This window comes from Anoxybacillus dikiliensis (genome assembly GCF_050613275.1).
Taxonomy (GTDB): Bacteria; Bacillota; Bacilli; order Bacillales; family Anoxybacillaceae; genus Anoxybacillus.
Window position 1 is genome coordinate 2,373,114 of record NZ_CP187112.1, and the last position, 18,880, is coordinate 2,391,993.

The following is an 18,880-nucleotide window of genomic DNA, read 5'->3' on the forward strand; positions in this document are numbered from 1 at the left end:
ACGCTATATGTATGCGATCAAGCAGGGGATTATTATTTTATTTCATCAAGAGCAAGGCGTCTTTTCCTTTCATTCCGCGTGAAATACCTAATTGTTCAGCAGCAAGCGTAACAGACTCAAGCGGTGCTTCTAACAGTTGATCAATTGTCCGCACTCCTACCGCTCTTCCAGCTACAATGCCGCGGTCGCGCAACTTTTCGTTTAACAAAGCCACATCTAACGCCCCACACATAATATATCCTTTATCATTAGCAACAACTAACAACGTCGTTTTAGGCAATTGAACAGAAATGGCCGTAAACGGCTCCCCGTCAATCCATAACGGCTTTAACTCGATCATATATTCACGCTCCTTTCTTTTATTCAATGTATGAATAAAAGATCGAAGGGTGCCTATTGTTGATACATGTTTTTTAGCTTCCACGCAAGCACATCCCGCAACATTTCGGGCATGTAATATTGCTTTTTCGCACGATATATTTCAGGATATAAGTGTCCGAACGTAAACATATCAATTGTTGCGACCGCATACGTTTTTTGCTCATCAATTGGCTGATGATGAATAAAAATGCGGCGCACATGTGCTTGACCGTCCGACATTATCTCTTTCTCGATCGTGACACCGTCGTACACCATTTGCCCCATCACTTCTCCACGAAATCCGAATCCTCTCACCCGCAACTGTTTCATTTGTTCCGTTTCCGCTTGCAAAATGACTTCTTTTAATTCGCTTCCGCGCAAATATACTTTGCACGGATTAATCGGGTGCGGACAAATGCGATGAATATCCCCTTTCGTCACAATACCTTTTGGTAATGACGCAAGCAACACACCTGCATTCACCATCGCTATATCACTTTCGCACCATTCGTTTAATGCTTGCGCAAGAAGCGATGCAAGTGGGGAAGAGGAAAACCAGTCCATATGTAACGGTTCGGGCAAATACACAATCGGTTGTGCCAATGCCGTGGTTGCTTGTTTAGTCATATGATGTAATTTTCGTTTTGTTTCAATGCATTCATGTTCGAATGTATCGGTATGTTGTACATATGCACGCGCATCCACTTTCCGATTGTTTTTATCGATCGTTAATGTTAAGCAACCAACGTAATGTGCAAACTTCCCTGCCCCGCAAAGCAATGTTTCATTCACTCGTTTTCCATGTTCAAATACGTGATGTGTATGCCCACCTAAAATCGCAGTCAGTTGTGGAAACATATGAGCCATTTTTTCATCATCATTTATCCCTAAATGAGACAATAAAACAATTGCATCCACTTTTTCTGAAAGCTCTTCAATGAGCTGGGCAACCGTATCAAACGGATCGGCGACGCGCCATCCAAGCAGTTCATAAAACGTCTGAAAAGGAACGGTCACCCCAATAAAAGCAACGCGAACATCTCCAAACGTCATAATGATATACGGCTTCATCCAACGCGGACGCTCTCCGTTTTCATAAAAAACGTTCGCCACGATGACCGAAAACGTGGCATTCGTGTACAACGTATCGAGCTGTTCATGGCTAAGCGTAATTCCTTCATTATTCCCGATCGTTGCCGCGTCGTATGCTGCATCGTTTAAAAGGATGACGTTCGCCTTTCCTGCTGACGCTTCAGTAAGGGGATGAAAACGATCAATAAAATCACCAATATCAAGTAAAACCATATGCTCACGATTTCTTTTATGCTTTCTTCTCTCGGTTTGTAAATAGTGAACGACTTTTGGCCATCGCTCAAAATGGCTATGCACATCGTTTGTATGATAAATATGTATCGTCTCTTTCAATGTTTGCAACACACCTTTCCCTCTACCAGCCAAGTCCTTGCACGATTAAACGAACCCCAAGTAAAATGAGCACGATCCGCAGTAGTGTCACAACTGTTTTTCCTTTTAGTCTCCGATTAAGCCATGCGCCACATTTTGCACCGACCCATACGCCCGGAATGAGCGCAAACGCAAACGTCCATGCGACATTTCCCATCCATACATGTGTCGATGAGCTAACAATGGATGACAAAAAGACGATAAACATCGATGTCGCTACCGCCACATGAGGAGGAAATAAAAACAATAACATCATCGCAGGCACCATAAGCGAACCGCCACCAACGCCAAAAAAACCGCCGACAAAGCCAACAACAAACGCAATGAGCGTAGCGATGAACGGATCATATCCATATGTCATTTCCTCTCCTTCGTTCGTGACATACGTGCGCACAACAGGAAACGTTCGTGTTGCACGCGGTGAAAAACGCGATTGAAACATAAGCAAAAATGAAACAGCAATTAAAAACAGTCCAAAGTAAAGCGAAAAATGATGCATATGAACATGTTGGTTTACCCATGCCCCTAACATGGCGCCCGGCCCACTGCCGATGAAAAAAAACAAGCCGCTTTTATAGTCCACCATTTTATGCTTCATATATGTTAAAGTTGACGACAATCCATTAAAAATAATGACAACAAGCGACGTACCAACAGCCACTTGCGGTGAAATGGCCGGCACTACGTGCGCAGCACTTAAAAAAAGAAGCGCGGGAACGATAATGACCCCTCCACCTAAACCGACAAGACTGCCGATCGTTCCTGCTAAAAAACCAATAATTAAAAGAAAAAAGTACTCCATGTTCATCCCCCATTACGAAAACAAATCGAGCTGTCTCGGTGCTAAATTTGTATATTCAATTTGAAGAAGCTGCAACAGCTGTTTCGCATTATCAGCCGCATCGCCACCAGAATTGTTGTTAAATAACACGTAAATATGTTTACATTTTGTTTGTAACATACGAACATGTTGTGCCCATTCTTGTAGCTCTTGCTCGTTGTAGCGGTATAAATAACGGACGGCACGCCAATTTTCATCATCTCTTTTATTCCAGCCAGCGACATTTCGTCCGTGTAGACGAATGAGCGTTTTATTTCGATCTGTTGGATAAAGAACGGTCGGTACCGATCCTTCCCCTGCTTGCGGTTCATCACAAATGCTATGAATCCATCGCTCTTCTTCCATGAAGCGTAGCGTCTTTTCGTAAAAAGGTGGCGAAAACCACGATTGATGACGAAATTCAAGCGCGACGGGCACGTCTTTCATTTTTTCACGACACCAACGTAAATAGTGAACATGCTCTTTTTTGCAGTCAAACCAAGGTGGAAATTGAAATAATACCATCGCCAGTTTCTTCGCTTGCTGAAACGGCTCAATCGACTGCAAAAATGCGCTAAACATGTCATCTTTATTCGCATACGGGATATCGCCACGCTGATGTCCCGTCATTCCTTGATACGCTTTGACGATAAATTGAAACGAAGACGGCGTTTCCATAATCCATTTCTCTACATTTTGTCGTGGTTGAATGGCGTAAAAATACGCATCGACTTCAACAGTTGGAAAATGGGCAGCATACGCTCGCAACTTATCTTTTGCTGCTAGACGAGATGGATATAAGCGGTCATGGTCGCCCCATCCCGTTAATCCGACATAAATCATATTCATCACCTATATTCATCTTACCACAACATACAAAAAAAGCCGATGATCCGCTCTATGCAGATCATCAGCTATGAATTATCCAATGCTACCTTCCATTTCAAACTTAATGAGACGGTTCATTTCAACCGCGTATTCCATTGGCAATTCTCTCGTAAATGGCTCAATAAAGCCCATGACGATCATTTCTGTCGCTTCTTGCTCGGAAATGCCGCGGCTCATTAAATAAAATAGTTGTTCTTCCGATACTTTCGATACTTTTGCTTCATGTTCAAGTGAAATGTTGTCATTTAAAATTTCATTATATGGGATTGTATCAGATGTTGACTGATTATCCATAATGAGCGTATCACACTCGATGTTAGAGCGAGAACCGTCCGCTTTTCGTCCGAAATGAACGATACCGCGATATGTGACTTTTCCGCCTTGTTTCGAAATCGATTTGGACACGATCGTTGATGATGTGTTTGGCGCTAAGTGGATCATTTTCGCCCCCGCGTCTTGATGTTGCCCTTTGCCAGCAATCGCAATCGAAAGTGTCAATCCACGCGCACCTTCTCCTTTTAAAACGACCGCTGGATATTTCATCGTTAATTTCGACCCGATGTTTCCGTCAATCCATTCCATCGTTGCGTTTTCTTCGCATACAGCACGTTTTGTAACAAGGTTAAAGACGTTGTTTGCCCAGTTTTGAATCGTCGTATAACGACAATACGCGCCTTTTTTCACGATAATTTCAACGACCGCACTATGAAGTGAGTTTGTCGTATATACAGGCGCCGTACAGCCTTCGACGTAATGAACGTGCGCCCCTTCATCAACGATAATTAACGTCCGTTCAAATTGCCCCATATTTTCAGAGTTAATACGGAAATACGCTTGCAACGGCGTATCCACTTTTACACCTTTTGGCACGTAAATAAATGAACCGCCAGACCAAACGGCTGAGTTTAGGGCCGCAAATTTATTATCTGTCGGTGGGACGACTTTTGCCCAATGCTCGCGGAACAACTCCTCATTTTCTTTTAGCGCCGAGTCTGTATCTTTAAAAATAACACCGAGCTTTTCCAAATCTTCTTTCATGTTGTGATATACAACTTCCGATTCATACTGTGCAGATACCCCTGCTAAATATTTTTGTTCCGCTTCTGGAATACCAAGTTTATCGAACGTCGCTTTAATTTCTTCAGGCACTTCATCCCATGAACGCCCAGATTTTTCTGATGGTTTAACGTAATACGTAATTTCATCAAAATCTAAACTCGATAAATCGCCACCCCATTGTGGCATCGGCATGCTGTAAAAAATATCTAAAGATTTCAAGCGAAATTCAAGCATCCACTCTGGCTCATTTTTCATGCGTGAAATTTCTTCAACAATTTCACGCGTTAATCCGCGCTCAGCACGGAATACAGATACGTCTTTATCGGCGAAACCGTACTTATATTCACCGATTTCTGGCATTTTTTTCGCCATCTCGTTCGCCTCCTTGTTTTATGACTATCCTTGTTGCTCATGCAACCCTTTCTCCATTGCTTTCCACGCTAACGTGGCGCATTTAATGCGTGCAGGAAATTTGGATACGCCTTGAAGCGCTTCAATATCTCCTAAATCGATTGAATCGTCATAATCTTTTCCTTGCATCATGTCGGAGAAAATCGTTGATAACTTCAACGCTTCTTCGATCGTCTTTCCTTTAATCGCCTCCGTCATCATCGACGCAGATGACATCGAAATAGAACAACCTTCTCCTTCAAATTTCGCATCAACAATTTTCCCATCTTCTACTTTCAACGTTAAATGAATACGATCGCCACACGTCGGGTTGTTCATGTTTATATCGACGTGTTCCCCTTCTAATACCCCGCGATTTCGTGGGTTTTTGTAATGATCCATAATCACTTGTCGATATAATGTATCTAAATGACTATTAAAAGACATAGCTAAAATACTCCTTCGTTTTCTTTAATGCTGAAACAAGTATATCAATTTCTTCTTCTGTGTTATACAAATAAAAACTTGCCCGTGCAGTCGCCGTCACGTTTAACCATTTCATAAGCGGCTGTGCACAATGATGGCCAGCTCGCACCGCAATGCCTTCCGCATCTAAAACAGTGGCAACATCGTGTGGATGTACCTCATCGATATTAAACGTCACAAGACCTGCCCGTTCTTTCGGACCGTAAATCGTTAATCCTTCAATCGTCGCAAGCTGTTCAAGCGCATATTGCGCTAGCTTATGTTCATGGGCTGCAATATTGTCTAAGCCGATTTCCTCTAAAAAGTCAATAGCTGCCCCTAACCCGATCGCTCCTGCGATAATTGGCGTACCGCCTTCAAATTTCCACGGGAGCTCCTTCCATGTTGACTCATACAAGCCGACAAAATCGATCATTTCCCCACCAAATTCCACCGGCTCCATTTGCTCAAGCAAATGTTTTTTGCCATATAACACACCGATACCTGTCGGCCCGCACATTTTATGCCCTGAAAACGCATAAAAGTCGCAATCGATGTCTTGCACGTTTACTTTCATGTGCGGCGTGCTTTGTGCTCCGTCAACAACAACAACCGCACCGTTCTTATGAGCAATTTGGGCAATTTCTTTTACCGGGTTGATTGTACCGAGCACGTTTGATACGTGCATGACAGCTACAATTTTCGTATTCGGTGTCACCGTTTGTTCGACATCTTCTAATCGAATTGTACCATCTGGTTGTAGCGGGATGTATTTTAACGTTGCCCCTGTTTGTTTCGCCACTTGTTGCCATGGAATGATATTACTATGATGCTCCATATACGTAATGACGATTTCATCGCCTTCACGTACGTTCGCTCGACCGTAGCTTGCCGCCACTAAGTTAATCGCTGTTGTCGTCCCGCGTGTAAAAATAATTTCTTCCGTTGAGGCAGCACCGATGAAGCGGCGCACTTTTTCGCGCGCCCCTTCGTAGGCATCCGTTGCCTTTGTGCCAAGCGTATGCACACCGCGATGAACGTTCGAATTATATTGACGATAATAATTGTCAATCGCTTCAATAACAGGCAACGGCTTTTGTGACGTCGCCGCGCTATCTAAATAAACGAGCGGTTTACCGTTTACTTGTTGATCTAAAATCGGGAATAGTTGACGAAGTTCTTTTACGTTCATCATTTAACTTTCCTTTCGATCACTTCAATTAATTGTTTTTTCACACGCTCAATAGGAATTTCATTAACGACAGGTGCTAAAAAGCCGTGAATAATTAATCTCTCAGCTTCTACTTTCGGAATGCCGCGGCTCATTAAATAATATAGTTGCGTCGGATCAACACGACCGACAGATGCGGCGTGGCCTGCAGTCACGTCATCTTCGTCAATTAATAAAATTGGATTCGCATCCCCGCGTCCTTTTGGACTTAACATAAGTACACGCGATTCTTGTTCCGCATTTGACTTCGATGCCCCGTGCTCAATTTTACCAATGCCGTTAAAAATCGATGTCGCTTCATCTTTAACAACGCCGTGTTTTAAAATGTAGCCTTCTGTATGTTTTCCGTAGTGAATGACGCTCGTCGTAAAGTTTTGCACTTGCTCACCGCGACTCACAACGACTGTCTTCGTATCCCCGACTGACCCATCACCAATTAAGCGAGTAATATTTTCTGAAATCGTATTCCCGTCATTCATTAAGCCGAGCGCCCACTCAATGCGCACATGACGACCTGTGATTCCACGACGGTTCACGTACGTTGTCGTCCCTTTCGCTAAATTATCGACCGCACCGAAAAATACGTGAGCATCGTCAAGCGCAAACACTTCCGCAACGATGTTGACGATCGCTTCCGAACGTTCACATGTTGAAATGTAGTTTTCAACGTACGTCACTTTACTTCCGACATCGGCAACAATAATGACGTGGTTAAACAGCGCTTCCGCTTTTTCATGCACATATACCGCCTGCAAAGGAACGTCGATTTGAACGTGCTTTGGCACATATACGAACACTCCACCGTTGACAAGCGCCGCATGAAGGGCAGTAAGACGGTGCTCATTTACTTTGACGCCGTCCATAAAATATTTTTGTACAAGCTCGCTATGCTCGCGGACAGCTGTTGCTAAGTCTGTGAAAATAACACCTTTTTCTTTCAATTCATCAGCAAGCGATACGTACGCACATGTATGATCGCGTTGCACATATACGTTTTTTTGCTCCTCAGCTATATCGATGAGCACTTTTACTTGTTCAGGTAGCTCTTCTAACGAAGAAAGCGGCGCACTTTCAACGAGATGAGTAGCAAATTGTGTAAAGTTCCAACGATCGATTTTCGTTTTGTCTGGCTTCGGTAATGGCAATTGTTCCGCTTGCGCAAGAGCTTGTAAGCGAACGTTTAAAAGCCAGTCCGGTTCTCCGCGCCCTTCAGAAAATGAGCGCACATACTGTTGGTCGAATGGTAGTTTCGTCTCAATCATCCTAAATCCTCCTAACGCTTACGCTTCTTGCTCAACGACTTCATCTTCAATGCCTAACTCTTTTTTAATCCAATCGTATCCTTCTGCTTCAAGACGTTGTGCTAATTCTGGACCGCCTGATTTTACGATACGCCCTTGCATCATGACATGTACGTAATCTGGGGTAATGTAGTTTAATAGGCGCTGGTAGTGAGTAATAATTAAACAGCCAAATTCGCTGTTTCGCATTTCATTTACACCTTTTGCAACAACTTTTAATGCATCGATGTCAAGACCTGAGTCGATTTCGTCTAAAATTGCAATTTTCGGTTGCAACATCATGAGTTGTAAAATTTCGTTTCGCTTTTTCTCCCCGCCCGAGAACCCTTCATTCAAGTAACGATGAGCCATATCTGGATTCATTTCTAAAAACGCCATTTTTTCATCTAACTGACGAATGAATTTCATTAATGAAATTTCATTTCCTTCTCCACGACGTGCATTAATCGCTGAACGAAGAAAATCAGCATTCGTTACACCGCTAATTTCGCTCGGATATTGCATGGCTAAAAAGAGACCAGCACGAGCACGCTCATCTACTTCCATTTCTAATACGTCTTCACCGTCTAATGTAATGCTCCCTTTTGTTACTTCATATTTTGGATGGCCCATAATCGCCGCCGATAATGTCGATTTTCCCGTTCCGTTCGGTCCCATGATCGCATGGAACTCGCCGCCTTTAATTTCAAGGTTAACCCCTTTTAAAATTTCTTTCCCGTCAATTGCAACGTGAAGATCTTTAATCGTTAATGTTGCCATAAAAAATACCTCCAGTTTCGCTTATGTTCATAAAAACGTAATTCTCATTTTATTCTCATTACAATTTTATAACAGATGAAAAGTATTAGCAACCTTATTGCAAGCATTTTGATACTTTTTTGTTTAGAAAGTTTGTTTACTTTATCACATATGTCACTAGCATTGCAGTAATTAAATCTGATGATTCAAAATACTAAGAATGTTCAATTTTTTATTGATTTCGAAACAAAAAAATCCTTTACAATGGAAGTACAGGTGGTTCCTGTCCAAATCCAATCGTAAAGGATAACTGTTATGGACAAGAATACACTAATTTCATCATTTGGTAAATGGGTTTCACCCATAAATATTCAAAAACTTAGCGAACAAGTCAAAGAATTGAAACAGGACTATTACACAAAAAAGCTGACAACAGAAGCCTATATTAAACTTTTATTGGTAGCCCAACTGCTCGAATTTAAGAGCTTAGAGGAAATGAGTGATGCACTTGTAGACGAAGATCTTCAAAAAGCACTCGGATTTGAATCGATAAGTGCCTCTCAGCTATCCCGAAAAAACAATCAGATCAACCCACTAATTCTTGCAAATTTGTTCTTGGATCTTGTTTGGAAAATTCAACGGTACCATTATAAAAACGGAAAGAATATGCCACTGAAAATCATTGATTCAAGTACACTCCCGTTGAATTTGACCAATTATAAATGGGCAAAATTCCGTAAAACAAAAGCTGGTGTAAAGCTACACTTACGGCTCGTTTTCATGGATAAAGACACCGTCTATCCTGAAAAAGCAGTGATTACGACAGCAAAAGAACATGACCGAAATCAACTCGAAGTCCTAGTGGATGATAAAGAAGCCATGTATGTGTTTGACCGCGGTTATGTGGACTATGAACGTTTTGACCGGATGACAGATGATGGCTATTTCTTCGTTTCAAGACTGAAGAAAAACGCAGTCATTCGTGAAGTCTATACATTTTCACTTCCTGATGATTGTCACGTTCTATCCGATAAAATGGTCTACATTGGTACCACACAAAATCGTACTGAAAATGTCTATCGTCTACTAGAAGTTATGGACACAAAAGGGAACTTACTTCGTTTAATTACCAACCGATTTGATTTAAAACCAGAAGAGATAAGTGATATTTACCGATCTCGCTGGGCTATTGAACTCTTTTTCAAATGGCTTAAGCAACACGTAGAAATTAAGCACTTTTATGGAATGAGTGAAACAGCTATTCAAAATCAAATTTTCTTAGCCCTTATCACGTATTGCTTACATGTTCTCATTCAATTGGAGATGAAAAGTAAGAAATCCCTACTTCGAATTACTCGTTGGTTAAAGAGAGCTCTGTGGAAACCAGCTTATGTTTGGTTGCGAAAATTTGATGGGCGAGCCAGTCCATAATCTCCCTTTTGTCGTTGTCGCTCTGATTTAACTGTATATATTTACCAAATGGGCAGTGCCACCTTTCTTTAGGTTTTGTCTTTTTGGCACAAATTCACAAAAAATAATTAACAGAAAATTCTAACTATATTTATGCAATGCTAATGCACATATGTAAAAAAGGATAGGAGAGCCCTATCCTTTTAGTGCATGCGAGTGAATTCATCGATACATTGGCGAACGAGCGTGACTGCTTGGCTCATCGTCGCCCCGCCAGCTAACGCAGCGGCAACCGCACACGCTTCAAATATTTGTTCTTCTGTCGCTCCTTCATCGATACACCCTTTCGTATGATAAATCGTGCAATATTCATCTTGTTTAGCGACACTAATACCTAAGGCAATGAGTTGCTTTTCTTTTTTCGACAACGTCCCTTGCGCAAAACACGCCTCTGTAAACGCATTAAACGTTTGCCCAACCCTCGGCATTTGTTGTGTAAACGTTCCTAGCCCTTGTTTATATTCGTGTAAAAATTGTTCCATCGACATAATCACTCCTCCTTCCTTTTTATCATGTGTCGTTTTCCGAAAAATATAAAAGGATGCCCGAATGGACATCCTTATTTTGTCGCTGGAATGACAGCACCGTTATACTTTTCTAAAATGAAGTCTTGAATGTCTTTTGATTGCAACACTTCAACGAGCGTTTGAATTTCTTTACGGTTTTCGTCGCCTTTACGGACCGCGATAATGTTCACGTATGGGTTGTTTTCTGGCGATTCGACAGCGATCGGATCTTTTGCTGGATCTAAGCCGGAATCTAACGCATAGTTGGCGTTAATTAATACCGCGTCTCCTTCATCGTTTTTATATACTTGTGGAAGCAAACCTGCTTCGACATCTGCTTCAAACACTAAATTTTTCGGATTCTCAACGATATCATCAACTGTCGCTTTCGTCTTATCAACACCATCTTTTAATTTAATTAAACCTTTTTCTTCAAGCATCGACAAAATGCGACCATGATCAGCAACAGAGTTGCTCATAATGATTTTCGCACCGTTTGGCAGTTCTTCAAGGCTTTTATACTTTTTAGAGTATACGCCGATCGGTTCAATGTGAATACCACCAGCATTCACAAAGTCATAGCCATGTTCTTTCATTTGAGCTTCTAAATAAGGAATGTGCTGAAAATAGTTTGCGTCTAACTCTTTATCAGCTAACGCTTTATTCGGCAATACATAATCTTGGAACGTCACGATTTCTAATTCAATTCCTTTTTCTTTTAAAATTGGTTTTGCTTTTTCTAAAATTTCTGCATGTGGTACGTTTGATGCACCAACGACAAGCTTATTCGTTTTTTCTTCCGCACTTTCGCTTTTTCCGCAAGCAGCAAGCGCTAAAACAACAATTGCAGCAACAAGTAAAGAGATCCATTTCTTCATTTTTTTCTTCCTCCTTTTTATCGTTTATCTATTTTAGAAGTGACAAAGTCACCAATAAACTGAATGATAAAGACAATGACTAAAATGAGCACAGTTGCAACGAGCGTCACATCGTTGTTGTTACGCTGGAATCCTTCCAAATAAGCTAAGTTCCCAAGCCCTCCAGCGCCGACTACTCCCGCCATCGCCGTATAACCAACGAGAGCGATCGCTGTAACGGTAATTCCAGATACGAGGGCAGGAAGCGCTTCAGGAAGGAGCACTTTCCAAATAATTGTCGTTGTCGTTGCTCCCATCGCTTTTGCGGCTTCAATGACTCCTTTATCAATTTCACGAAGCGCAATTTCAACCATGCGCGCATAAAACGGTGCGGCACCGATAATGAGTGCTGGCAACGCAGCGTTTGCTCCAAGAATCGTGCCAACGACAAGTTTTGTAAACGGAATAAGCAAAATAATTAAAATAATAAACGGAATCGAGCGGAAAATGTTGACGAACGATGCAATGGCACCGTTAACGACACGATTTTCCCATATGTTTCCCTTTGACGTTAAAAAGAGTAACAATCCAAGCAAAATACCAAGTACAAACGTCGCCGCAACTGAAATAGCTGTCATATATAACGTTTCCATTGTTGCTGCCCATATTTTATCCCAAACGACATTCGGAAATAGCTCATTCCACATTCGCCAACACCTCCACTCCAACTTCTTGCTGGCGGATAAAAGCGAGCGCTCGCTCAACTTCTTCATTCGCACCGTCTAAATGAACGAACAACACCCCGTATGAACCATGATGTGTTTGTGAAATTTTTCCTTGTAAAATGTTCACGTTTAAATCAAATTGGCGAATAAGCTGCGTGATGAGCGGTTGCTCAGCTGCTTCGCCGACAAATGTAAGCTGTACAACTTTTCCATTTGGATATCGCTCAAGAAGATGCAACATCGCTTCTTTCGTTTCTTCCGGCTCCGTCACTTGTTGAACGAATCGTTTCGTAATCGGTTGCTCAGGCTTACGGAATACATGAAGCACTTCGCCCATTTCAACAATTTTTCCATTTTCCATGACCGCTACACGATCACAAATTTTGCGAATGACGTGCATTTCATGAGTGATTAATACGATTGTTAAACCGAGACGTTTATTAATATCAACGAGCAAATCTAAAATAGAATCCGTCGTTTGCGGGTCAAGCGCCGACGTCGCTTCATCACATAGCAACACTTTCGGATTGTTTGCTAACGCACGCGCAATGCCGACGCGCTGTTTTTGGCCTCCGCTCAATTGCGACGGGTATGCATTTTCTCTTCCTTGCAAACCGACGAGCTGAATAAGCTCATCGACACGCTTCATCCGTTCCTCTTTCGGCACACCAGCAATTTCTAACGGGAAAGCAATATTTTCACGCACGGTCCGCGACCAAAGTAAATTGAAATGTTGAAAAATCATCCCAATTTGTTGACGCGCTTGTCGCAATTGTTTTCCACCAATTTTTCCGATCTCCTTGCCATCGACAATGACTTCGCCGCTCGTTGGCTTTTCTAATCCGTTTAATAACCGAATGAGCGAACTTTTTCCTGCGCCGCTATAGCCAATAATGCCAAAAATTTCCCCTGCTTCAATATGCAAGTTCACACGATCAACAGCGGTCACATGCCCACTTGCTGCTTTGTACACTTTTGTTACGTTTGATAAAGTAATCACGTTGCTGTCACCTTCCTTCCATGAAAAAAGCCTTTCTGCTCAAGAGAACAGAAAGGCGTTATCGTCCATTCTGTCTCTTATCTCTCAAAGCAAACGCTTTGTGTGAATTGGCACCATTTCAGCAGCGCTGACGGTTGCCGGGTTTCATCGGGCACATCCCTCCACCTCTCTTGATAAGAGCGCTTTTAAACGCTTTATTCAGTTAACGTTTTAATATGTTTGAGGATCATTTTAAATTACAAAGGTGAGTATATCATCGAAAGAAGGACAGTGTCAATAAAAATTTTTCAACTATTTCCCCTTCATAATCAAGTGAACTGAATATATAGCATGAGAAACCACTACTCTTTGGATGTCGGACTACGAACAAACCCGCCGCTTTGTTAAAATGCAAAAGACTGACCCAACACGCATTAGCGTTTCAGATCAGCCTCTTCAGTTCAAAAAATGAAGTTAAACTTTCCAATTGCAGGCATACATAGTTACATGCCAAACGAACCCTTTAATTACACTCTTCTTTTGTAATTCTAATCGTTACATACACTTTATGAAAAGAGTCATAGTAGTCAGCTTGTGCAACACTAGATGTATACCATTTATCAACTAATTTTAAGTAAGAATCTGTATTCACTAAAGAATAAATTCCTGTAATAGTAGAGGACTTAGTGGTTAGATTTCGATCGTACGTAACTGTCATCGTCACTGTACCATACATACTCTGAACCGTTTTTGTTTCTTTATTTCCTCGGATAATAGTATCAAGTGGAGTAATTTTTGATTTTGAATTGCTTAATTTCGCTATTGAACTCCCTACTGCAGGAGTAACTATAATTGTTACATTACCCTCTTTATATACTCGTTTCGGGAGCGTACTAGCTTCAGTAGTAATTAACGATCCAAAAAACCCATCTAATAACAGAGTAACAGTTAATGCTAGGGTAGGGACTAAAATAAGCCTTCTAAATTTACTTTTCATTATTTTCTCTCCTCGCATAGTCCAATTGTAATGCTAGTTCTCCGCTACTTGTCCATAATGAGATAGACTTGTACATTAGCGTCAGTTAAACATCGGTATCATGAATATTAAATAGAAATTTTTATTTAGCTGATTACTCACCATAGGTATACCGTATTGTATAAAAATCAGACATTCTTTATTTCAACTTATACATTGCTTACACTCCTCCGCTTCTTCTCAAAAATTAGCTGATCAGCTATTTTCAATTTACCAAAAATAGAAAAGAAAAAAATCCGTATTTTCCGCCAATTTTTTGGCGAAAATCCGCCAATTCCTTTAAAACAAATGACAAAGTTTATTAAATGAAGTAGAATTTAGGAAAAGAGTAGAGAGGGAAATCGCATGACTATTCGTACATTGCTTGTTGATTCCGATCCTGTCTATTTGCTTGGTTTGGAAAAATTGTTGGAAAACGAAAGTAGCATAACGGTTGTCGGTTCTGTTTCTTGTATTGATTCACTAGAGACTCTCATACATATACATGTACCAGATGTCATTGTGATAAATGCGCATATGCACATAATAAAAGCATTTGACTGGATAAAAAATGCGAAGAAGACACACCCTATGATAAATGTCATTATGCTATGCAACTATCCACCACTTGCCTTATCTGCGTATGAGGCAGGTGTATCCGTGATATTATCAAAAGAAAAAGTTTCTACTCATTTGGCACATGCGATTCGCCACAGCAATGGAGGAGAGAGACTTCTTTTACTTGACAGTGAAGCTACATGTCACATGACAAGTTGTTTGACAAAAATTGAAATAGATATATTACAAATGTTAGCAGATGATAAAACAAGTGTACAAATCAGTGAACATCTAAATATGAGTAAACGAACGTTTGAACGGCACCTTTCTTCTATTTTCGAAAAATTGGGGGTTTTGTCACGAACAGGAGCGGTTGCTCAAACGCTGCGGTTACAACTCATAAAATGAAAGGTGCTAGTCGAAAAATCTAACTAGCACCTTTCATATTTACACCCGCGAATACATCGACCGTACCCCTGTCGCCGCTTCGATCGCTTGTTCTAAGTCTTCAATTAAATCATCTACATTTTCAATACCAACAGACAAACGAATCATATCTTCCGTTACGCCGGATGCTTGTAGGTCTTCTGCACTTAACTGTTGATGCGTCGTGCTCGCTGGATGGATAATTAAACTTTTCGCATCGCCGACGTTCGCCACATGCGACCAAAGTTTGACGTGGTTAATGAGCGCTGCTCCTGCTTCACGACCACCTTGAATGCCAAATACAACGACTGCTCCTGCCCCTTTTGGCATATATTTTTTCGCTAGTTCTTTTGCTGGATGATTATCATGCTCAGGATACAACACCCAACTGACTGCAGGGTGGTTGTTTAAATAATCAACAATTTTTCTCGTATTGGCAATATGTTCTTTCATGCGGACGTGTAACGTTTCGAGTCCTAAATTAAATTGAAAGGCGTTGAATGGGCTAATGGCTGGTCCTAAATCGCGCAACAGTTGCACGCGCGCTTTCACGATATACGCCGCTGCACCAATATTTGCGTACACAAGGTTATGGTAGCTCGGATCTGGTGTCGTAAACGCTGGAAACTTTGGCGAGTTCCAGTCAAACTTTCCACCGTCGACAATGATGCCTCCTAGCGTCGTCCCGTTGCCAAGCAACCATTTCGTTGCAGAATGAACGACAATGTCTGCTCCATGTTCAATCGGACGGCAAAGATACGGCGTTGCAAACGTATTATCGATAATGAGCGGGACACCTGCTTCGTGGGCAATGTTTGCAACCGCCTCAATATCTAACACATGCAAACTCGGATTGCCGATCGTTTCCGCAAAAATAGCTTTCGTTTTCGGTGTAATCGCAGCGCGGAAATTTTCTGGGTTAGCTGGATCGACAAAATGAGTTGTAATGCCGTATTTCGGTAACGTATTTGCAAACAAATTGTATGTCCCCCCATACAGCGTAGAAGCAGACACAATATCATCTCCTGCTTGAGCGACGTTTAAAATGGCCATCGTAATCGCCGCCATGCCACTCGCTACCGCTAAAGCACCAATGCCGCCTTCAAGTTGAGCGACACGCTCTTCAAACACCGTTACCGTCGGATTATGAATGCGCGTATAAATGTATCCTGCTTCTTTTAATGCAAACAAATTGGCCGCATGCTCTGTGCTGTCAAACAAATACGCATTTGACTGATAAATCGGCACCGCACGCGCTTTCGTTACAGGATCGGTTTGTAGTCCTCCGTGCACAGCAATCGTTTCAAATTTCATCGTTTCTCCCCCTGAATAAATAATTGTTGAATATTTTGAATTTTAACACGATAAAACCCCCCCGTCAATGAACGAGATTGTACGGTTTAGCAAGAAAGAAAACTGACTCTAGTAATAAAATGTGGCGAAACGAAGCCGTGACGGACAATTCGTTTAAGCGAAGTTGTTGCTGAAGTTTTAACGATCCTTGCAGTAGTGACATAATGGCCTGTGCGGAACCACGAATCGTTATGACCCGATCCCCGTTCGCTTTTTCAACGCGTTGAATTCCTTCTTTTGATATGCTTAATAAAATTTGCCCGCTTTCCCATTGCAATTGAATATATAAACCGTCATTTGGTAAAATTGGTGTTAACATATTCATATAACCGCCCCCGTCCCCTGTATTGTCGTATTCATTGTTTCCATACGAAGACGGTGAGTTCCTTCTATAACTGCTCGACAAATGTCTTACTTCCTCGTCAATTTCCCAAGAAATATGTCGAAAGCTGGATTATTCATCCAGCTTTCGCAACGTTTCATATACATGTGGAACAGAATGAAAAGCGTATATTTTTTCCACGAGTTTACTACCCTTAAAAACAAGTAAGCACGGAACACTTTCAATATGCCATTCGATCGCTTTGTCAGGCACATAATTTAAGTCTTGACGTTCAAACGTAATATTTGGCAGTAACTGTTCAAGCACATCAACCATACGGCTTGCCACTTGGCATGTGCCACATAATGGCGTGTACATATAAACGACCTTCACAATCATCACACAACTTTCTACAAATATTGTGCGTGCACATCGATATTTGCGCTTAATAATACGACCGCAATATGATGTTTGGGAGCAGCTGCGACTTCACGATACATTTTATCAATATATAAATGCTCAGCTTGTGGAAACTCACGGCGAAGTTGGCGCCTCAATTTTTCCCCCGCCTCATCGGAGTCAACCAAAATGTACACATCTTTATCGTACAAAGCATCAATCAATTCATCAAGTTTGGCGGTACCGAGCGTTCCGTTTGTACATATAATTTCTACTGGCTCGCTAATAATGCTCTCGATCTTTCTTTTATCTGACCGCCCCTCGACAATAATCACTTTTTCTACTTCAATGATCGCCATCGTCATCACCTTGCACATTCATTTATGTATATTATATTCGTTGTCGTTCACTTTTTCTCCTCTTATGAAATCGAAAAGGACAGCGATGCCGCTGTCCTTAACACCAACCACCTTCTGTGTCGCAATCGACATATTTCGCATCTGGATGTTCAGTAACTGTCACAGTTTTCAAAATGCGTCCTTGTTGTTCTACATATCCGCTTTTCAGCTTAAACTCGTTCGTTTCCTGAACAAATTCTCCAACACATTCGTTGTCGTAAAACAATTGAAAATTACCATGTTCATTTAATTTACCGATCACATCTTCGGTAATATCCATCATTTTTTGTTTCAACAAAAAAGACACCCCTATGTTATAGGGTGCCCTATGATGTGTGTTTTACTCTTGATTAATCATTTGTTCGTATTGTTCAGCAGTAAGTAAGTTGTCCACTTCGCTCATATCGCTCGGCTCGATGACGATCATCCACGCTTTGTCATACGGTGATTCATTCACGTATTCTGGATTATCGTTTAACTCTTCATTCACAGCTATCACTTTGCCACTGATCGGCGCATACAGTTCAGATACTGTTTTTACTGATTCAACGCTACCAAATGGCTCATTTGCTGTCAGTTGTGCGCCGACTTCTGGCAACTCAACAAATACGATATCGCCGAGTTCCGATTGGGCGAAATCTGTAATACCAATGCGAACCGTATCCCCTTCGACACGCGCCCATTCATGTTCTTGTGAATAACGTAGCTCTTTTGGAACGTTCATCATTAACCCTCCAACATATTGTTTTCCCTTCCATCATACACGATTTTCGACACGATTTCACGATAATTTAAACATTTCATGATATTTTTGTTCGTCAAATCCGACAATGACTTGCTCCCCATTTGTGATGATTGGACGCTTGATTAACATGCCGTCCGATGACAACAATTGTAACATTTCTTCTTCTGTCATCGTCTTTAATTTGTCTTTTAATCCAAGTTCACGATACTTCATGCCGCTCGTATTAAAAAATTTCTTTAAATCAAGCCCACTTTTTTCATATAACGTCCTCAACTGCTCTTTTGATGGAGGCTGTTCTACAATATGTACAGCTTGTACGGAAATGTTGTTATCATCTAGCCATTTTTTCGCCTTGCGACATGTGCCGCATTTTGGGTACCAATAAAATATCGTCATTTTCTCACCTCATCA

Annotated in this window: 23 protein-coding genes and 1 riboswitch; of the genes, 2 read left to right on the forward strand and 21 right to left on the reverse strand. The window is 41.4% G+C overall.

The window, feature by feature from the left end; genetic code table 11:
* Window positions 1-37: 37 nt before the first annotated feature.
* The 9 genes from ACPF7I_RS12530 to sufC all read right to left on the reverse strand — a co-directional run bounded on the left by ACPF7I_RS12530 (window position 38) and on the right by sufC (window position 8,737).
* Window positions 38-340: a YunC family protein gene (locus tag ACPF7I_RS12530; protein ID WP_430746072.1), complete on the reverse strand. Its 303-nt coding sequence runs from the start codon at window positions 338-340 to the stop codon at window positions 38-40.
* A 53-nt stretch (window positions 341-393) separates the two neighbouring features.
* Entirely contained in the window at window positions 394-1,785 is a 1,392-nt protein-coding gene (locus ACPF7I_RS12535) for a bifunctional metallophosphatase/5'-nucleotidase (protein WP_430746262.1), read from the reverse strand.
* A 22-nt stretch (window positions 1,786-1,807) separates the two neighbouring features.
* Window positions 1,808-2,626, reverse strand: a complete 819-nt coding sequence (locus tag ACPF7I_RS12540; protein ID WP_430746071.1) for a sulfite exporter TauE/SafE family protein — start codon at window positions 2,624-2,626, stop codon at window positions 1,808-1,810.
* A 12-nt stretch (window positions 2,627-2,638) separates the two neighbouring features.
* Window positions 2,639-3,487: a DUF72 domain-containing protein gene (locus ACPF7I_RS12545; RefSeq protein ID WP_430746261.1), complete on the reverse strand. Its 849-nt coding sequence runs from the start codon at window positions 3,485-3,487 to the stop codon at window positions 2,639-2,641.
* Window positions 3,488-3,565: 78 nt separating this feature from the next.
* On the reverse strand, window positions 3,566-4,963 hold the full coding sequence (sufB, locus tag ACPF7I_RS12550; protein ID WP_430746070.1) for a Fe-S cluster assembly protein SufB: 1,398 nt from the start codon (window positions 4,961-4,963) through the stop codon (window positions 3,566-3,568).
* Window positions 4,964-4,987: 24 nt separating this feature from the next.
* Window positions 4,988-5,428: a Fe-S cluster assembly sulfur transfer protein SufU gene (gene sufU / locus ACPF7I_RS12555; protein WP_012575968.1), complete on the reverse strand. Its 441-nt coding sequence runs from the start codon at window positions 5,426-5,428 to the stop codon at window positions 4,988-4,990.
* Entirely contained in the window at window positions 5,418-6,638 is a 1,221-nt protein-coding gene (locus ACPF7I_RS12560) for a cysteine desulfurase (protein ID WP_430746260.1), read from the reverse strand. The genes sufU and ACPF7I_RS12560 overlap by 11 nt, the downstream gene beginning before the upstream one ends.
* Complete coding sequence (sufD, locus tag ACPF7I_RS12565) at window positions 6,638-7,939, reverse strand: Fe-S cluster assembly protein SufD (protein ID WP_430746069.1); 1,302 nt, start codon at window positions 7,937-7,939, stop codon at window positions 6,638-6,640. Before sufD ends, ACPF7I_RS12560 begins: the two co-directional genes overlap by 1 nt.
* Before the next feature lie 18 nt (window positions 7,940-7,957).
* Window positions 7,958-8,737 (reverse strand): Fe-S cluster assembly ATPase SufC, encoded by a 780-nt coding sequence (gene sufC / locus ACPF7I_RS12570; protein WP_430746068.1) that lies wholly within the window; start codon window positions 8,735-8,737, stop codon window positions 7,958-7,960.
* A gap of 294 nt (window positions 8,738-9,031) precedes the next feature.
* Here sufC and ACPF7I_RS12575 point away from each other — a divergent pair, with 294 nt between their 5' ends.
* Window positions 9,032-10,147: an IS4 family transposase gene (locus ACPF7I_RS12575; protein WP_430746067.1), complete on the forward strand. Its 1,116-nt coding sequence runs from the start codon at window positions 9,032-9,034 to the stop codon at window positions 10,145-10,147.
* A gap of 182 nt (window positions 10,148-10,329) precedes the next feature.
* On the opposite strand, the gene ACPF7I_RS12580 is transcribed toward ACPF7I_RS12575, so the two are convergent.
* The 5 genes from ACPF7I_RS12580 to ACPF7I_RS12600 all read right to left on the reverse strand — a co-directional run bounded on the left by ACPF7I_RS12580 (window position 10,330) and on the right by ACPF7I_RS12600 (window position 14,250).
* Window positions 10,330-10,674, reverse strand: coding sequence for a carboxymuconolactone decarboxylase family protein (locus tag ACPF7I_RS12580; protein WP_430746066.1), 345 nt, complete (start codon window positions 10,672-10,674; stop codon window positions 10,330-10,332).
* A gap of 71 nt (window positions 10,675-10,745) precedes the next feature.
* A complete protein-coding gene (locus tag ACPF7I_RS12585) occupies window positions 10,746-11,570 on the reverse strand; it encodes a MetQ/NlpA family ABC transporter substrate-binding protein (RefSeq protein ID WP_430746065.1) in 825 nt (274 codons plus the stop codon).
* A gap of 17 nt (window positions 11,571-11,587) precedes the next feature.
* Complete coding sequence (locus ACPF7I_RS12590) at window positions 11,588-12,256, reverse strand: methionine ABC transporter permease (RefSeq protein WP_430746064.1); 669 nt, start codon at window positions 12,254-12,256, stop codon at window positions 11,588-11,590.
* On the reverse strand, window positions 12,246-13,274 hold the full coding sequence (locus tag ACPF7I_RS12595; protein ID WP_430746063.1) for a methionine ABC transporter ATP-binding protein: 1,029 nt from the start codon (window positions 13,272-13,274) through the stop codon (window positions 12,246-12,248). Before ACPF7I_RS12595 ends, ACPF7I_RS12590 begins: the two co-directional genes overlap by 11 nt.
* A gap of 74 nt (window positions 13,275-13,348) precedes the next feature.
* A riboswitch (SAM riboswitch) is annotated at window positions 13,349-13,454 on the reverse strand.
* Window positions 13,455-13,776: 322 nt separating this feature from the next.
* Window positions 13,777-14,250: a hypothetical protein gene (locus ACPF7I_RS12600; protein WP_219985977.1), complete on the reverse strand. Its 474-nt coding sequence runs from the start codon at window positions 14,248-14,250 to the stop codon at window positions 13,777-13,779.
* A 384-nt stretch (window positions 14,251-14,634) separates the two neighbouring features.
* Between ACPF7I_RS12600 and ACPF7I_RS12605 the strand changes: the two genes are divergently transcribed.
* Window positions 14,635-15,234: a response regulator transcription factor gene (locus tag ACPF7I_RS12605; RefSeq protein ID WP_219985978.1), complete on the forward strand. Its 600-nt coding sequence runs from the start codon at window positions 14,635-14,637 to the stop codon at window positions 15,232-15,234.
* Window positions 15,235-15,273: 39 nt separating this feature from the next.
* Here the strand turns inward: ACPF7I_RS12605 and ACPF7I_RS12610 are convergent, their stop codons facing one another.
* The 7 genes from ACPF7I_RS12610 to ACPF7I_RS12640 all read right to left on the reverse strand — a co-directional run bounded on the left by ACPF7I_RS12610 (window position 15,274) and on the right by ACPF7I_RS12640 (window position 18,865).
* Window positions 15,274-16,566 (reverse strand): O-acetylhomoserine aminocarboxypropyltransferase/cysteine synthase family protein, encoded by a 1,293-nt coding sequence (locus ACPF7I_RS12610; RefSeq protein WP_430746062.1) that lies wholly within the window; start codon window positions 16,564-16,566, stop codon window positions 15,274-15,276.
* Window positions 16,567-16,630: 64 nt separating this feature from the next.
* Window positions 16,631-16,930, reverse strand: a complete 300-nt coding sequence (locus tag ACPF7I_RS12615) for a sterol-binding protein (protein ID WP_430746061.1) — start codon at window positions 16,928-16,930, stop codon at window positions 16,631-16,633.
* A gap of 129 nt (window positions 16,931-17,059) precedes the next feature.
* Window positions 17,060-17,329, reverse strand: coding sequence for a thioredoxin family protein (locus ACPF7I_RS12620; protein ID WP_430746060.1), 270 nt, complete (start codon window positions 17,327-17,329; stop codon window positions 17,060-17,062).
* A gap of 8 nt (window positions 17,330-17,337) precedes the next feature.
* Window positions 17,338-17,685 (reverse strand): toprim domain-containing protein, encoded by a 348-nt coding sequence (locus tag ACPF7I_RS12625; protein WP_430746059.1) that lies wholly within the window; start codon window positions 17,683-17,685, stop codon window positions 17,338-17,340.
* A 97-nt stretch (window positions 17,686-17,782) separates the two neighbouring features.
* Window positions 17,783-18,031 (reverse strand): YusG family protein, encoded by a 249-nt coding sequence (locus ACPF7I_RS12630; RefSeq protein ID WP_430746058.1) that lies wholly within the window; start codon window positions 18,029-18,031, stop codon window positions 17,783-17,785.
* A 33-nt stretch (window positions 18,032-18,064) separates the two neighbouring features.
* Window positions 18,065-18,448, reverse strand: a complete 384-nt coding sequence (gene gcvH, locus ACPF7I_RS12635; protein ID WP_430746259.1) for a glycine cleavage system protein GcvH — start codon at window positions 18,446-18,448, stop codon at window positions 18,065-18,067.
* Window positions 18,449-18,505: 57 nt separating this feature from the next.
* On the reverse strand, window positions 18,506-18,865 hold the full coding sequence (locus ACPF7I_RS12640) for an arsenate reductase family protein (protein ID WP_430746057.1): 360 nt from the start codon (window positions 18,863-18,865) through the stop codon (window positions 18,506-18,508).
* Window positions 18,866-18,880 lie beyond the last annotated feature (15 nt).

Coding starts and splice junctions, on each gene's coding strand:
- ACPF7I_RS12530 (WP_430746072.1), bottom strand. CDS start 340: ATGATCGAGTTAAAGCCGTTATGGATTGACGGGGAGCCGTTTACGGCC.
- ACPF7I_RS12540 (WP_430746071.1), bottom strand. CDS start 2,626: ATGGAGTACTTTTTTCTTTTAATTATTGGTTTTTTAGCAGGAACGATC.
- ACPF7I_RS12545 (WP_430746261.1), bottom strand. CDS start 3,487: ATGATTTATGTCGGATTAACGGGATGGGGCGACCATGACCGCTTATAT.
- sufB (WP_430746070.1), bottom strand. CDS start 4,963: ATGGCGAAAAAAATGCCAGAAATCGGTGAATATAAGTACGGTTTCGCC.
- sufU (WP_012575968.1), bottom strand. CDS start 5,428: ATGTCTTTTAATAGTCATTTAGATACATTATATCGACAAGTGATTATG.
- ACPF7I_RS12560 (WP_430746260.1), bottom strand. CDS start 6,638: ATGAACGTAAAAGAACTTCGTCAACTATTCCCGATTTTAGATCAACAA.
- sufD (WP_430746069.1), bottom strand. CDS start 7,939: ATGATTGAGACGAAACTACCATTCGACCAACAGTATGTGCGCTCATTT.
- sufC (WP_430746068.1), bottom strand. CDS start 8,737: ATGGCAACATTAACGATTAAAGATCTTCACGTTGCAATTGACGGGAAA.
- ACPF7I_RS12575 (WP_430746067.1), top strand. CDS start 9,032: ATGGACAAGAATACACTAATTTCATCATTTGGTAAATGGGTTTCACCC.
- ACPF7I_RS12580 (WP_430746066.1), bottom strand. CDS start 10,674: ATGTCGATGGAACAATTTTTACACGAATATAAACAAGGGCTAGGAACG.
- ACPF7I_RS12585 (WP_430746065.1), bottom strand. CDS start 11,570: ATGAAGAAATGGATCTCTTTACTTGTTGCTGCAATTGTTGTTTTAGCG.
- ACPF7I_RS12590 (WP_430746064.1), bottom strand. CDS start 12,256: ATGTGGAATGAGCTATTTCCGAATGTCGTTTGGGATAAAATATGGGCA.
- ACPF7I_RS12600 (WP_219985977.1), bottom strand. CDS start 14,250: ATGAAAAGTAAATTTAGAAGGCTTATTTTAGTCCCTACCCTAGCATTA.
- ACPF7I_RS12605 (WP_219985978.1), top strand. CDS start 14,635: ATGACTATTCGTACATTGCTTGTTGATTCCGATCCTGTCTATTTGCTT.
- ACPF7I_RS12610 (WP_430746062.1), bottom strand. CDS start 16,566: ATGAAATTTGAAACGATTGCTGTGCACGGAGGACTACAAACCGATCCT.
- ACPF7I_RS12615 (WP_430746061.1), bottom strand. CDS start 16,930: ATGAATATGTTAACACCAATTTTACCAAATGACGGTTTATATATTCAA.
- ACPF7I_RS12625 (WP_430746059.1), bottom strand. CDS start 17,685: ATGGCGATCATTGAAGTAGAAAAAGTGATTATTGTCGAGGGGCGGTCA.
- gcvH (WP_430746259.1), bottom strand. CDS start 18,448: ATGAACGTTCCAAAAGAGCTACGTTATTCACAAGAACATGAATGGGCG.
- ACPF7I_RS12640 (WP_430746057.1), bottom strand. CDS start 18,865: ATGACGATATTTTATTGGTACCCAAAATGCGGCACATGTCGCAAGGCG.